12 protein-coding genes are annotated in these 14,759 nt (G+C 65.9%); 8 read left to right on the plus strand and 4 right to left on the minus strand.

Annotated elements, in window-relative coordinates:
- Nucleotides 1–44 precede the first annotated feature (44 nt).
- Complete coding sequence (gene choW / locus IB256_RS17595; RefSeq protein ID WP_192403452.1) at nucleotides 45–884, plus strand: choline ABC transporter permease subunit; 840 nt, start codon at nucleotides 45–47, stop codon at nucleotides 882–884.
- Nucleotides 885–889: 5 nt separating this feature from the next.
- Nucleotides 890–2,068: a choline ABC transporter ATP-binding protein gene (gene choV / locus IB256_RS17600; RefSeq protein WP_045213877.1), complete on the plus strand. Its 1,179-nt coding sequence runs from the start codon at nucleotides 890–892 to the stop codon at nucleotides 2,066–2,068.
- Nucleotides 2,069–2,302: 234 nt separating this feature from the next.
- Here the strand turns inward: choV and IB256_RS17605 are convergent, their stop codons facing one another.
- From IB256_RS17605 to IB256_RS17620, 4 genes are all read right to left on the minus strand, one after another.
- Nucleotides 2,303–3,313 carry an alpha/beta fold hydrolase gene (locus tag IB256_RS17605; RefSeq protein ID WP_192403454.1) on the minus strand — a complete coding sequence of 337 codons (1,011 nt, stop codon included), beginning with the start codon at nucleotides 3,311–3,313 and terminating at the stop codon, nucleotides 2,303–2,305.
- A 134-nt stretch (nucleotides 3,314–3,447) separates the two neighbouring features.
- A complete protein-coding gene (locus IB256_RS17610; protein ID WP_192403455.1) occupies nucleotides 3,448–4,317 on the minus strand; it encodes a helix-turn-helix transcriptional regulator in 870 nt (289 codons plus the stop codon).
- Nucleotides 4,318–4,370: 53 nt separating this feature from the next.
- On the minus strand, nucleotides 4,371–5,789 hold the full coding sequence (locus IB256_RS17615) for an aminotransferase (protein WP_192403457.1): 1,419 nt from the start codon (nucleotides 5,787–5,789) through the stop codon (nucleotides 4,371–4,373).
- Between the two features lie 226 nt (nucleotides 5,790–6,015).
- The gene (locus IB256_RS17620) at nucleotides 6,016–7,119 is read right to left on the minus strand and encodes a polyamine ABC transporter substrate-binding protein (protein ID WP_081519047.1); all 1,104 of its coding nucleotides are present in this window, start codon (nucleotides 7,117–7,119) and stop codon (nucleotides 6,016–6,018) included.
- 157 nt (nucleotides 7,120–7,276) lie between these two features.
- On the opposite strand from IB256_RS17620, the gene IB256_RS17625 reads away from it, so the two are divergent.
- The 6 genes from IB256_RS17625 to IB256_RS17650 all read left to right on the plus strand — a co-directional run bounded on the left by IB256_RS17625 (nucleotide 7,277) and on the right by IB256_RS17650 (nucleotide 14,752).
- Nucleotides 7,277–7,924, plus strand: coding sequence for a TetR family transcriptional regulator C-terminal domain-containing protein (locus tag IB256_RS17625; protein ID WP_081519048.1), 648 nt, complete (start codon nucleotides 7,277–7,279; stop codon nucleotides 7,922–7,924).
- Nucleotides 7,925–8,034: 110 nt separating this feature from the next.
- Nucleotides 8,035–8,784 carry a response regulator gene (locus IB256_RS17630; RefSeq protein ID WP_192403566.1) on the plus strand — a complete coding sequence of 250 codons (750 nt, stop codon included), beginning with the start codon at nucleotides 8,035–8,037 and terminating at the stop codon, nucleotides 8,782–8,784.
- A gap of 102 nt (nucleotides 8,785–8,886) precedes the next feature.
- A complete protein-coding gene (locus IB256_RS17635; protein WP_192403568.1) occupies nucleotides 8,887–9,648 on the plus strand; it encodes a transporter substrate-binding domain-containing protein in 762 nt (253 codons plus the stop codon).
- Nucleotides 9,645–11,882 carry an ATP-binding protein gene (locus IB256_RS17640; protein ID WP_192403459.1) on the plus strand — a complete coding sequence of 746 codons (2,238 nt, stop codon included), beginning with the start codon at nucleotides 9,645–9,647 and terminating at the stop codon, nucleotides 11,880–11,882. Before IB256_RS17635 ends, IB256_RS17640 begins: the two co-directional genes overlap by 4 nt.
- 316 nt (nucleotides 11,883–12,198) lie before the next feature.
- The gene (locus IB256_RS17645; RefSeq protein WP_192403461.1) at nucleotides 12,199–13,626 is read left to right on the plus strand and encodes an amino acid permease; all 1,428 of its coding nucleotides are present in this window, start codon (nucleotides 12,199–12,201) and stop codon (nucleotides 13,624–13,626) included.
- Between the two features lie 337 nt (nucleotides 13,627–13,963).
- Complete coding sequence (locus IB256_RS17650; protein WP_192403463.1) at nucleotides 13,964–14,752, plus strand: enoyl-CoA hydratase/isomerase family protein; 789 nt, start codon at nucleotides 13,964–13,966, stop codon at nucleotides 14,750–14,752.
- Nucleotides 14,753–14,759: the final 7 nt, after the last annotated feature.

Below are 14,759 nucleotides of genomic sequence, written 5' to 3' on the forward strand. Positions count from 1 at the left end.
CATTGCCGTTGGCCGATTCCTCAAGCTTCTGATGGGCCCGCATTATGTTTCTGACTGACCACAAGTTACCGCTGGGCGAGCATATCGCCGCCTTCGTCGACTGGCTCACGCAACATGGCGCGTCGGTGTTCGACAAGATTTCCGACACCCTCGAGTTCCTCATCCACGGCGTCACCAACAGCCTGCTCTGGTTCAACCCGCTGGCGCTGATCGCGCTGATGGTCTTCCTGGTGTTCTACATCCAGCGCAGCTGGGGGCTTGCCGTATTCGCCCTGGCCTCGCTGCTGCTGATCCTCAACCTGGGGTACTGGCAGGAAACCATGGAGACCCTGGCGCAGGTGATCTTCGCCACGGTGGTGTGTATTGCCGTCGGGGTGCCGCTGGGCATCCTGGCGGCGCACAAGCCCTGGTTCTACACCGGGCTGAGGCCGCTGCTGGACCTGATGCAGACGGTGCCCACCTTCGTCTACCTGATCCCCACCCTGACCCTGTTCGGCCTGGGTGTGGTTCCGGGTCTGATCTCCACGGTGATCTTCGCCATCGCCGCGCCCATCCGCCTGACCTGCCTGGGTATCCAGGACGTGCCGGCGGAGCTGATGGACGCCGGCAAGGCCTTCGGCTGCTCGCGCTGGCAACTGCTGACGCGCATCGAGTTGCCGCACGCCATGCCGAGCATCGGCGCGGGGATCACCCAATGCATCATGTTGTCGCTGTCGATGGTGGTTATCGCCGCGCTGGTGGGTGCTGATGGCCTCGGCAAGCCGGTGGTCAACGCGCTCAACACCGCGGACATTTCCCTCGGCTTCGAGGCCGGTCTGGCCATCGTCCTGCTCGCCATCCTGCTCGACCGGGTGTGCAAGCAACGTTCGCTGCGGGGGAGGTAAGTACTATGTCGGCGATTCGATTCGAACATGTGGATGTGATTTTCGGCACCCACACCAAGGAAGCGCTCAAGCTGCTGGACCAGGGCCTGGGCCGGGAGGAAATCCTCAAGCGCACCGGCCAGGTGCTGGGTGTCGAGGATGCCTGCCTGGATGTCGAACGCGGCGAAATCTGCGTGATGATGGGCCTGTCGGGCTCGGGCAAGTCCAGCCTGCTGCGTTGCATCAACGGCCTCAACCGGGTCAGCCGCGGCAAGCTGCTGATCGAGCACGAGGGCCAGCAGGTGGATATCGCCAACTGCTCGCCGGCGGCGCTCAAGACCATGCGCACCAAGCGCATCGCCATGGTGTTCCAGAAGTTCGCACTGATGCCCTGGCTGACCGTGGCCGAGAACATCGGTTTCGGCCTGGAGATGCAGGGCCGCCCGGCCAACGAGCGGAAGAAGGTGATCGACGAGAAGCTGGAACTGGTCGGCCTGTCGCAGTGGCGCGACAAGCGCCCGGATTCACTCTCCGGCGGCATGCAGCAGCGCGTCGGCCTGGCCCGCGCGCTGGCGATGGATGGCGACATCCTGCTGATGGACGAACCCTTCTCCGCGCTGGACCCGCTGATCCGCCAGCAGCTGCAGGATGAACTGCTGGTGCTGCAACGCCAGCTGCACAAGACCATCGTCTTCGTCAGCCACGACCTGGACGAGGCACTGAAGATCGGCACGCGCATTGCGATCATGAAGGACGGCCGCATCATCCAGCACGGCAAGCCCGAGGAAATCGTCCTCAGCCCGGCGGATGACTATGTGCGCACCTTCGTCGCCCACACCAACCCGCTCAACGTGCTGTGCGGCTCCAGCCTGATGCGTGGCCTGGACCAGTGCCGCCGCCAGGCCGACGAGGTGTGCTTCGACCAGGGCCGCGACTGCTGGCTGGGCCTGACCGAATCGAACCAGATCAAGACCGCTCGCCAGGGCAGCAACATCATCGACCTGCAGCAATGGCGCCCGGGCGACCCGGTGGAGAAGCTCAAGCACGAGCCGACCCTGGTGGACGTCAACATCCGCATGCGCGACGCGCTGCAGATCCGCTACCAGACCGGCCACAAGCTGGTGCTGCAGGAGCAGAGCCGCGTCGTCGGCGTGCTCGGCGACAGCGAGCTGTACCACGCGCTGCTGGGCAAGAACCTGGGCTGATTCTTCGCCCTAATGAAAAACGCCGGCTCCCTGTGAAGGGAGCCGGCGTTTTTGTTGGGGCTGGCAACGGTATTCACCTGCTGGTGCGCCCTGCGGGCGCGATCCTACAGGTCAGCGCCCGAGCGCTTTTGTAGGATGGGTGGAGCGCAGCGATACCCATGCTGATGGCGGGGCGAATCGATGGGTATCGCTTCGCTCCACACCATCCTACGTTCAACTAGCCCGGCATATCGATCAGTGCTTGAGGTCCGCCAAACCCTTGAGCAGCGCGTCATGGAAGCGCTTCGGGTCCTGGATCTGCGGCGCGTGGCCCATGTCGTCGAACTCCACCAGGGTCGCATTGGGGATGGCCTTGGCGGTGGCCTTGCCCAGCTCGGCGTAGTTACCCAGCTTGGCCTTCAGATCGTCCGGGGCCAGGTCCTTGCCGATGGCGGTGTTGTCCCTGGTGCCGATCAGCAGCAGGGTCGGCATCTTCAGCTGGCCGAATTCGTAGACCACCGGCTGGGTGAAAATCATGTCGTAGAGCAGCGCCGAGTTCCACGCCACGCGCTCGTGGCCGGCGCCGTTGAACAGGCCGGCGAGCATGTTCACCCACTTGTCGTACTCGGGCTTCCACTGGCCGGCGTAGTAGGTCGCCTGCTCGTATTGGCGGATGCTCTCGGCGCTGGTCTTCAGCTCGCGCTCGTACCACTGGTCCGGGGTACGGTATGGCACGCCCAGGGCTTTCCAGTCTTCCAGGCCGATGGGGTTGACCATGGCCAGCTGCTCGACCTGCTGCGGATACATCAGCGCGTAGCGGGTAGCGAGCATGCCGCCGGTGGAGTGGCCCAGCAGGGTGACCTTGCCGACCTTCAGGTGCTCGAGCAGGGCGTGGGTGTTGGTCGCCAGCTGCTGGAAGCTGTACTGGTAGCGCTCGGGCTTGGTCGACTTGCAGAAGCCGATCTGATCCGGCGCCACCACGCGGTAGCCGGCATCGCTCAGGGCGGCGATGGTGGTTTCCCAGGTGCCGGCGCAGAAGTTCTTGCCGTGCAGCAGCACCACGGTGCGGCCGTTGGGCTGCTTCTTGGGCTTCACGTCGATGTAGGCCATGTGCATGTGGTGGCCCTGGGACGCGAAGCTGTAGTGACCGACCGGGAAGGCGTAGTTGAAGCGCTCCAGTTCCGGGCCGTAGGTGGGTTTGGATTCGGCGGCGTGCAGCGGCAGGGCGGCGGCCAACAGCAAGGCGGGTAGCCAGCGGCGGGGCATCGGGAAGCTCTCCTGGTGGTGGGGCACGGGTCAGACAGCGGGAAAGGTCATAGGTTGGCAGATTTCCGGGCGCGCCGCCGCATCGGTTGGTATCGAAATCCGTACGGTCGTGAGCTTGGCGGGAGTCGCAGGTGTCAGGCCGCGCTCACACCGCCGGTGAGCCAGTCGATGAACAGCGAGAACAGCTCGGCCTGGGAGTTGATCGCCAGCTTGGTATAGAGGTGCTTGCGGTGCATGCGCACGGTTTCCGGCGAGATATCCAGCACCCGCGCGCTGGATTTCACCGAGTGACCGCGCAGCAGCAGGTGGGCGATCTCCCGTTCGCGCTCGGTGAGCAGGTCGGCGCCGAAGTTCATGAAGGCCGCGCGGATGTGCCGGTTCAGCGGCGCCTGGTCATCCGGCGCGCTGACTTTCACGCCGCGCCCGGCCAGCAGCAGGTCCAGCCCGCCATTGCGCTCGAACTGGCGGAACAGCTCGCGCACCAGCGGCAGGGCGGTGGCCAGCAGGTCCAGCTGGGTTTCGCTGAAGCGCGCGCCACTCTCGCCCTGGTACAGGCACAGCGAGACCTTGCGTGTCTCGCCGAGGTCGATGATGAAGTGGCAGTCCTCGGTGCAGCCGAACTTGAGGTAGTAGGTCTTGTAGTACTCGCTGGCGAAGAAATCGTCCGGAGCGATGTCGGCCAGCGGGTAGAAGCCTTCGGTGAGGCCGTCTTCCATGGCCAGGCAGAAGGGGTCGAGCAGGTAGCCGCGGGCGTAGTAGCGGTCGACCAGGGCCTCGTGATGCTCCGGGTGGACGCCGCGATGGTAGAGCGGCTGCGGTGGCTGGCCGCGCTGTTCGAGGCCGAGCATCACAGACTCCACCGGTACCAGGCAGCCCAGGGCGTCGGCCAGGCGTTCGACGAAGACGACTTCGCCGACGCTGGCCAGGGCGCGCGCCAGCCCCGCATGCCAGGCATGCAGGGCGGGTGCGTCGGACGTTTCGCTCAGCGCCTGGGATTCGCTCATGTCCGGCAGTCTAAAGGGCTGCCGGGGTGTAGGCAAAATCCTCGGATCGATCATCAGTGCCCCGCGTAATCACCGCTGCGCTGAAGGTCTTCGGCGGCCTCGAGGATCGACTCGCGCAGGGTGTCGACGATCTCGTCGACCTGCTCGCGGGTGATGGTCAGCGGCGGCGACATCACGTTCAGATGCACGATCGGCCGCACCAGAAGGCCCTTGGCCTGGGCGCGCAGGTGGATCTTCTCGCCGATGTTCAGCTCCTCGGGGAAGAGCACCTTGCTGCGCTTGTCGGCGACGAACTCGACGCAGGCCATCAGTTTCTGGCAACGCACGCTGCCCACCAGCGGCAGGTCGGCCAGTTCCTGCAGGCGCTGCTCCAGGTAGCCGCCGACGTCCTTCACGTGCTCCAGCAGATTTTCACGCTCGATGATTTCGATGTTCTTCAGCGCCGAGACGCAGCTCACCGGGTGCCCGCTGTAGGTGAAACCGTGGGCGAAGCAGCGGCCCTTGTCGGCCTCGCCGATCACCTTCCAGATGCGGTCGGAGAAGATGCACGCGCCCAGCGGCAGGTAGCCGGAGGTCAGGCCCTTGGCGGTGGTGATGATGTCCGGCTGCATGCCGAATACGTCCTCGGAGGCGAAGAAGGCGCCGAGGCGGCCGAAGGAGGTCACCACCTCGTCGGCGACGTAGAGCACGTCGTACTTCTGGCAGACCTGCCACATGCGTTGGTGGTAGCCCTTGGGCGGAATGATCACGCCGCCCGAGCCCATGATCGGCTCGGCGAAGAAGGCAGCGACCTTGTCCTGGCCCAGTTCGAGAATCTTGTCTTCGAACTCCTTGACCAGGAATTCGAGGAAGTCGCCCTCGGTCATCCCTTCCGGCGCGCGGTAGGGGTTGGGGCAGGAGATGTGGTGGATGACGTCCTTGAGGAAGTCGAACTCGGCCGGATGGTCGGCGACCTTGCCGCCCAGCGACATGGTGAGGAAGGTCGAGCCGTGGTAGGCGTTGACGCGGCTGATGATGTGCTTCTTCTCGTGCTTGCCGCGGCAGTTCTGGTAGTACTGGATCAGGCGGTAGGCGGTGTCCACGGCGGTGGAGCCGCCGGTGGTGAGGAACACGTGGTCGAGGTCGCCCGGCGCCAGTTCGGCGAGTTTTTCGCAGAGCTGGATGGCGGTGACGTTGGCCATGTCGCAGAAGGGATTGGAGTAGGCCAGCTTGCGTACCTGCTCGGCGATGGCATCAGCCATTTCCGCGCGGCCCAGGCCGATGTTTGTGCACCACATGCCGCCCACGGCGTCCAGGTAGCGATTGCCCTTGGTGTCGTAGATGTAGGCGCCCTCGCCGGCGGCGATGTTCAGCGCACCGTTGACCCGGTGATCGTCGAACACGTGGTAGCCGTGCATGTAGTGGGCTTTGTCGGCGGCGACCAGCTGCTCGTCGTTGAACTGGGCGAAGAAGGCTGGGGTTGGGGTGGTCATCTGCTTTACCTCGGACTTTCGTTATTCGGTTGGGCGTTCTGCCCTCTCCCTAACCCTCTCCCTGAAGGGAGAGGGGACTGTTCGGAGTGCGTGGGGGCTCCGAACCTCCTTGTTGATCGTGTTGCTCGTTACTTTCAGGATGCCGCCGTGATTTCCGGAGACTCCACTTGGCCCCCTCTCCCTTCAGGGAGAGGGCTGGGGAGAGGGGGCTTGGGGTCTTGCGCCATCAGGTCCCGGTCTTCACCGCGTTCCAGGTACGGGTGATCAGGCGGGTCGCCTTGGGGGTCTGCACTTTCTGGGTGAACAGGCGGGCGCGGGTCTCGGCGTCGGGGTAGATCGCCGGGTCGTTGCGCACTTCGGCGGCCAGCAGCGGGGTGGCGGCGGCGTTGCTGGAGGCGTAGCGGATGTAGTCGGCGACGCCGGCGGCCACCTTGGGCTGCAGCATGTATTCGATGAACTTGTGGGCGTTTGCCACGTGTGGCGCGTCGGCCGGGATGTAGAAGTCGTCGAACCAGATCAGCGAGCCTTCCTTGGGCACGAAGTAGCCCAGCTTGACCTTGGCGCCGGCTTCGTCGGCGCGGGCCTGGGCGGTGGCGTAGTCGCCGGACCAGGTCATCGCCATGCACTGGTCGCCGTTGGCCAGGCCGTTCAGGTAGCTGGTGGAGTCGAACTTGCGGATGTACGGGCGGATCGATTGCAGCAGGTCCTGGGCGGCCTTGAGGTCCTCGGGCAGCGCGCTGTTGGGGTCGCGCTTGAGGTAGGCCAGGGCCAGCGGGATCACGTCGGTGGGGGAGTCGATGATGGTCACCCCGCAATCGGCGAATTTCGACACGATCTTCGGATCGAACAGCATCGCCAGCGAGCCGATGGGGGCGTCGGGCATGCGCTGCTTGATCTTGTCGATGTTGTAGGTGATGCCGTTGCTGCCCCAGGTGTAGGGCGCAGAGTACTGCACGCCCGGATCGTAGTGGTCCAGGTGCTTGAGCACATCCGCGTCGAGGTTGTTCCAGCTGGGCAGCTTGGACTTGTCCAGCGGCTGGAAGACGCCCGCCTTGAGCAGCGGCGGGACCAGGGCGGCGTTGAGCACCACCAGGTCGTAGCCCGAGCGGCCGGGCAGCAGTTTGCCCTGCACGGTCTCGTAGGAATCGAAGGTGTCGTAGACCACCTTGATCCCGGTTTCCTTCTCGAAATCGGCGATGGTGTGTTCGCCGATGTAGTCGGTCCAGTTATACAGCCGCAGCGTCTTCGCGCCTTCGGCATCCTCCCCGTGACCCAGTGCCGGCAAGGTCGCCAGCGCCGCGCTGAGTACTGCTGCGAGCGTTTTCTGCATGTCAGTCCCACCTTTGATTTTGTTATGGATTGGAGATATCGCGGATGAAGCCACTCTCGACCAGGGCCGGTTCCCCGGCCATTCCCCGAACGGGTAGGTACTGGCGCCTAATCGAACAATCGTTCAGATTGGCCACCTGAAACCTTAGGAGCCAGGCATGAACGAGGAAGTCCGCTTTACCCGACTGGAGCCGGAACAGCGCAAGGCGCTGCTGATCGAGGCCACCCTCGCGTGCCTGAAACGCCATGGCTTCCAGGGAGCATCCATACGCAAGATCTGCGCCGAGGCCGGGGTCTCGGTGGGGCTGATCAACCACCACTATTCGGGCAAGGACGAGTTGGTGGCCGAGGCCTACCTGACCGTTACCGGGCGGGTCATGCAGCTGCTGCGCGAGGCCATTGCCGAGGCGGCGCCGGATGCCCGCGCACGGCTGTCGGCGTTCTTTCGCGCGTCGTTTTCCGCCGAGCTGCTCGACCCGCAACTGCTGGATGCCTGGCTGGCGTTCTGGGGCGCGGTGAAGACGGCCGAGGAAATCAACAAGGCGCACGATCATTCCTACGGCGAGTACCGCGCGCTGCTGACGCAGGCGCTGAACGAACTGGCGAAAGAGCAGGAGTGGGCGGATTTCGACGCGGAACTGGCCGCGATTGCCCTCAGCGCCTTGCTCGACGGGTTGTGGCTGGAGTCCGGTCTGAACCCCAATACCTTCACCCCGGAACAGGGCGTGCAGATCTGCGAAGCCTGGGTGGATGGTCTCCAGTACGGCGGCCGGCAGCGCTTCTGTCGGGCGTCGGGAGTCTGTTGATCGATTGTTCAGCGGGCGGTAACCTGCCGCCATCTGCAGGACAGTTCCTACAGCTCTACCTCCACGCATAACAAGAACGGCCCCGTCACGAGCGGCGGCCTCAGCAGGGTATTGCGATGACTTCCCGTGTACTGATCGTCGACGACGATCCGGTGATTCGCGAGCTCCTCCAGGCCTACCTCGGCGAGGAAGGCTATGACGTGCTTTGCGCCGGCGCCGCCGAACAGGCCGAGGCGTACCTGGCCGAAGCCGAGCAGGCCGGCCAGCCCATCGACCTGGTGATGCTCGACATCCGCCTGCCCGGCAAGGACGGCCTGACCCTGACCCGCGAGCTGCGCGTGCGTTCGGAGGTCGGCATCATCCTGATCACCGGGCGCAACGATGACATTGATCGCATCGTTGGCCTGGAATGCGGCGCCGATGACTACGTGATCAAGCCGCTGAACCCCCGCGAGCTGGTGTCCCGTGCGAAGAACCTGATCCGCCGCGTGCGCCACGCCCGCCAGCCCGCCGCCGCGCCCGTCCAGGGCAGCAGCCGGCAGAACCACAAGCGCTTCGCCCACTGGACGCTGGACCCGGACCGCCGCCGCCTGATCGACGCCGGCGGCAGCGAAACCCCGCTGACCCACGGCGAGTTCCAGCTGCTCGGCGTATTCCTGCGCAACACCGGCCACACCCTGAGCCGCGATCAGCTGATGGACCAGATCCGCAACCGCGAATGGCTGCCCAACGACCGCTCCATTGATGTGCTGGTCGGTCGCCTGCGCCGCAAACTGCGCGACGACCCGGCCGAGCCCGAACTGATCATCACCATCCACGGCGCCGGCTACCTGTTCACCGCCACGCCCGCCGACGCCTGAGCCAGCACAATGATCTGGAAGGGCTTGGAGCAGTCCCCTCTCCCTTCGAAGCGGGGCGCGCAGCCAGGGTCAGGGAGAGGGAAATCCCCGCTCCAGTTCCTCCTGTATTTCCTGGCTTTGCTCTTCTGCACCGCCACCCAAGCCGCCCAGCCCATCCGCTACTGCGACTACCCCGTCTACCCCCCCATTTCCTGGACTGATGGCCATGAAGTTCGCGGGCTGGCGCCGCAGACCGTGCGCAGTGTGCTTGGCGGGCTGGGCTACGAAGTGCAGACCGTGGTACTGGGCAATTGGAAGCGCTGCCTGCTGGACGCCGCCGAAGGCCGCGTCGACGTGGTGCTCGCCTACCAGACCCCGCAGCGTGACGATGGCCTGCTGTTCTCCCGAGTGCCGGTGCTGCGCGAGGAAGTCGCGATCTTCTACAACCGCCGCAAGCTGGTGCGTTTCGACCAGCTCGGCGACCTCGCCAATTACCGTGGCGGGCTGCTGTTCGGCGAAAGCTACGGGCCGGAGTTCGACCATTTCGTCGCCGAGCACGGCAATGTCGAATGGGTCTCCGACAGCCGGCAGAACTTCGGCAAGCTGATCCGCCAGCGCATCGACTTCATCGCCCACGAGCGGCGCACGGGTACCCTGTTCGTCGAGCAACTGGCCGGCGGCCAGGACATCGCCGCGCTGCCCCGACCGTTGACCGTGGATTACCTGCGCATCGCCGTCTCCCGCCATTCGCCGCTGGCGGCGCGGATGGAGGAGATCGACGCGCTGCTGAAGCAGCGTGTGGACGACGGCAGTGTCGCCCGCTGGCTGCAGCAGAGCGAGCACGACTACCGCGCCATGCTCGCCGGCGACGGGGTGCCGCGATGAAGCTGCCCGGCGGCCTGGCCCGGCGCCTGCTGCTGCGGGTGCTGCTGTTCAGCCTGTGCTTCACCGTGCTGGCCAGCGCGGTGCAGCTGTACTTCGAATACCGCCGCGAGATGCGCGACATCGACACCCGGCTGGAGCTGGTCCGCGTCGGCTATCTGGCCAGCTTCGAACGCAGCCTTTGGGACCTCAACCAGGAGCAGCTCAACGTGCAGCTGCACGGCCTGGCCGACTTCCCCGACATCGCCCAGGTGCGCCTGCGCAGCGCCGACTTCAACCTGGTGCAGGACGCCGACGACCCGCGCGGGCCGTTCCGCGTCGAGCGCTATGCGCTGGCCTTCCAGCCGCCGGATGGCGAGCGCCGCGACCTGGGCGAGCTGGAAATCAGCATCGACCTCGGCGCCGTCTACCTGCGCCTGCTCCACGGCGGGCTGACCAGCCTGTTGTGGATGGGCGTGTTTCTCTGCGGCCTGGCGGTGGCGCTGAGCTGGCTGTTCCACAGCCTGGTCACCCGCCACCTGCGCGCCATGGCCGACTTCGTCCGTGGGCTCACCGGCGGCGACCTGGGCACCGAGCTGGCGCTGGCCAAGAAACGCTCAGGTGAAGAGGACGAGATCGACACCGTCGCCGATGCACTCGATGGTTTGCGTCGTGCCCTGCGTGCCGAACTGCGACGGCGTGAGGCCGACCGTGAAGCCCTGCAGAGCAAGCGCGACGAGCTGCAGCGCCGGGTCGAGCGGCGTACCGCCAGCCTGCGCCGCGCCAAGGAGGAAGCCGAGGCGGCCAACCGTGCCAAGAGCCGCTTCCTCGCCACCATGAGCCACGAGATCCGTACGCCCCTCAACGGCATCCTCGGCATGGCCGAGCTGCTGCGCGCCGCGCCTCTGGGCGAGTTGGACCGGCGCCGCCTGCAGGCGTTGTCCACCGCCGGCGAAGGGCTGCTGGCGATCCTCAACGAGGTGCTGCATTTCGCCAAGCTGGAAGACGGCGCCAGCCAGCCCGAGCTGGTGGATTTCTCCCTGCGTCGCCTGCTCGATGACGTGGTGACCCTGCTGGAGCCGCGCGCCGAGGACAACGGCACCTGCCTGCGCCTGCGCGTCGAGCCCCAGGTGCAGGACGGTTGTCGCGGCGCCGAGCAGTTCCTGCGTCAGGTGCTGAGCAACCTGCTGGCCAACGCGGTGAAGTTCACCGAAGAGGGCGAGGTATTGCTGGAGGTGGCCGTGCTCGAAGGCGGAGACGCCGGGCAGCGCCTGCGCTTCAGCGTGACCGACGACGGCATCGGCATCTCCGCCGAGCAGCAGGAGAAAATCTTCCAGCGTTTCACCCAGGCCAGCGACGAGGTGGCGCGGCGCTACGGCGGCACCGGGCTGGGGTTGGCGATCAGCAAGCGGCTGGTGGAAGCCATGGGCGGCGAGATCGGCGTGGAGAGCCTGGAAGGCGAAGGCAGCACCTTCTGGTTCGAAATCATGCTGGCGCCGGGCATAGTGCCGCGCTCCGACGTGATCATCGAGCCGGCGCCGGCCCTGGACGTGCTGGTGGTGGAAGACGTCGCCCTCAACCGCGAAGTCGCCCAGGCTTTGCTGGAGCGCGACGGCCACCGCGTGCAGCTCGCCGACGATGCGCAACCCGCGCTGGCGCTCACCGCCGCGCGGCGCTTCGACCTGATCCTGCTGGACATGCACCTGCCGGGGATGACCGGCCTCGACCTGTGCCGGGCGATCCGCGCGCAGTCCGGTGGGCTCAACGCGACTACGCCGATCCATGCCTTCACCGCCAGCGTGCAGCCGGGCATGGTCCGCCGCTATTTCGAGGCCGGCATGCAGGGTGTGCTGGGCAAGCCGCTGCGCCTGGACGACCTGCGCCGCGCGCTGTCCGGCGTGGCCTGGGAGCTGCTGCCCGCGGCTGTGGATAACGGCCCGCTGGATCGCCAGGTGCTCGAAACCCACCGTCGCCTGCTGGGCGCGCACAAGCTGAACGAACTGCTCGCCAGCCTGTGGAAGCTGCTGGATGAACAATGGCCGCTGCTGCTGGATGCCTTGCGCCAGGACGATGCGGTGGAGGCGGCCAGCCTTGCGCACCGGTTGGCGGGCAGTTGCCGGTCCATGGGCTTGCGCGGGTTGGGGGATTGCCTGGGTGAGCTGGAAGCTGCGGCGCTGGCGGGAGCTGCGCTCACTGGTTGGACGGAGCAGCTGGAGCAGGAACGGTCGTTGGCCGGCGAACTGATGGGCTCCCTGTAGGAGCGGGCCATGCGCGCGATCGCGCGCATGGCCCGCTCCTACAGGTTATCCGCCGACCGCTGCGGCGGATAACGCTGGCGCGTTATGCGCTTTACGAAAATCAGAAGCGCTGGAAAGCCCCGCCCCACAAGCCCTGCACAAAATCCTTACATCTTTCTACAACTTCGATCCAGGCGAACAACCCCGTCTTACATCGCCTTCCAATAATCCGGTGGCATCCGTGCCCGAGCCACGGCCTCTGATTGATTGGAGATAACAATAATGATCCAACGTAGAGTTCCGCTCAGCCGCGCCCGCCGTTCCCTGGAGGTGCGCCATGTCTGAGACCCATCACGCCGGTAGCGGCGAGAAGATCCAGCTCACCCGCGCGCTGAAGAGCCGCCATATCTTCATGCTGTCCCTGGGCGGCGTCATCGGCACCGGCCTGTTCATGGGCTCGGGCGTCACCATCAGCTCCGGTGGCCCAATGGGCGCCATCCTCGCCTACCTGGTCGCGGGCCTGCTGATGTACCTGGTGATGGTCTGCCTGGGCGAGCTGTCGGTGCAGATGCCCGTCTCCGGCTCCTTCCAGGCCCACGCCACGCGCTTCATCGGCCCGGCCACCGGGTTCATGATCGGCTGGGTCTACTGGATGAGCTGGGCCTCCACCGTCGGCCTGGAATTCACCGCCGCCGGCATGCTGATGACCCGCTGGTTCCCCGAGGTGCCGATCTGGCTCTGGTCGGGCTTCTTCGTGGTCGTGCTGTTCTCCCTCAACGCCCTGGCCACCCGCGCCTTCGGCGAGGCCGAATACTGGTTTTCCGGGATCAAGGTCGCAGCCATCCTCGGCTTCATCGTGGTCGGCCTGCTGGTGATCTTCGGCGCCATCCCGCTGAACGATGGCGCGGCCGCGCCGGGGCTGTCCAACCTGGTCAGCGATGGCCTGTTCCCCAACGGCCTGTCTGCCGTGTTCGCGGTGATGATGACGGTGGTCTACGCCTTCCAGGGTTGCGAGATCATGGGCGTCGCCGCCGGCGAGACCGACCAGCCGGAGAAGAGCATCCCGCGCGCCGTGCGCAACGTGGTGTTCCGCGTGCTGATCTTCTATGTGCTGGCGATTGCCGTGCTCTCCTGCATCGTGCCGTGGAAGCAGGCCGGGCTGATGGAAAGCCCCTTCGTGCAGGTGTTCGACATGGTCGGCATCCCGTACGCCGCCGACATCATGAACTTCGTGATCCTCACCGCGATCCTGTCCGTGGGTAACTCCGGCCTGTACGCCTCCACGCGCATCCTCTGGGCCATGTCCAAGACCGGCATGGCGCCGCGCAAGCTGTCCAAACTCAGCGCCCGTGGCGTGCCGTTCTATGCGCTGCTGATCAGCCTGGCGTTCGCCCTGCTCTCGCTGCTCACCAGCGTGGTCGCCGCCGATACCCTGTTCATGGTGCTGATGGCGGTGAGCGGCATGGCCGGCACCGTCACCTGGATCGTCATCGCCTACGCCCAGTACCGCTTCCGCCGCGAGCACATGGCCAAGGGCGGCACCGTGGCTGACCTGAAGTACGCCGCACCGCTGTTCCCGCTGATCCCGCTGGCGTGCATCGCGATCTGCTGCTCGCTGTTCGTGTTCCTCGCCATGGACCCGACCCAGCGACCGTCGCTGTATTGGGGCTTCGGCTTCATGGCGGCCTGCTACCTCGCCTACTTCCTGCTCAAGCGCAAGCGCGGGCAGGTGCTGAGCGACGAGGCGGTACCGAGCCTCGGCTGAGGCTTCGCCCGTTCCGCAGAAGCCCCGCAGCGCGGGGCTTCATGCTTTTTGTAGGAGCGGGCCATGTCTGCGAACAATCCCCGCAGCGGGCTCGGTCGCGGGCGTGGCCCGCTCCTGCAGGGCCGCTTCGCTGCTGAACGATTGTTCGAAGTTGTAACAAGCCCGCCGCGACTTCCCTGCAAAACCCCTCAGCCCCCGCGCCGCGCGGCCTTCCCGTCGATTGGCGGAGCGTTACAAGCCACCCATTCGGGTGGATTGCCGTCTTACTGAACACTTGTTTAGTATTGGCTCCAACGCTTCATCCGCCTCAGCAAACGACTACAAGAACGAGGGCAGCATGACTCAGCCATCCCCACTCAGCCGGGTCCAGGACGGTATCGCCTGGATCACCCTGAACCGCCCCGAGCAGCGCAACGCGCTCGACGTCCCCACGCTCAAGAACCTGCTCGCCCTGCTCGAAGCCTTTGAGGCCAACGAGGCCGTGCGCGTCATCGTGCTCAGCGGTGAAGGCCGCAGCTTCTGCGCCGGCGCCGACCTCGCCGAATGGGCCGAGGCCGAAGCCCGTGGCGAACTGGAAACCTACGGCTGGACCGAAACCGCCCACGCCCTGATGCGCCGCCTGCACGGCCTGGACAAGCCGACCATTGCCGCCGTCAACGGCACCGCAGTCGGCGCCGGGATGGACCTCACCCTGTGCTGCGACTTCCGTATCGCCGGCGCCTCCGCGCGCTTCAAGGCCGGCTACACCGGCATGGCCTACTGCCCGGACGCCGGCGCCAGCTGGCACCTGCCGCGCCTGATTGGCAGCGAAGCAGCCAAGCGCCTGCTGTTCCTCGACGAACTGTGGAACGCCGAGCGCGCGCTGCAGGCCGGGCTGGTCGGCGAAGTGGTCGCCGACGGTCAGCTGCAGGCCCAGGTCGGCGAGTTCGCCGCGCGTCTGGCTGCCGGCCCGACCTTCGCCTTCGCCCAGACCAAGCGCCTGATGCGCGACGGCGCCGCCCGCACCCTGGCCCAGCAACTGGAAGCCGAACAGGCCGCCGGGCTGCTCTGTGGCCGCAGTGAAGATGCCGCCGAGGCGCTGCGCGCCGTGGCCGAAAAACGCTCCCCCCAATTCAAAGGCCGCTGACGGCTGC

It is taken from the genome of Pseudomonas sp. PDM17 (genome assembly GCF_014851985.1).
GTDB lineage: Bacteria > Pseudomonadota > Gammaproteobacteria > Pseudomonadales > Pseudomonadaceae > Pseudomonas.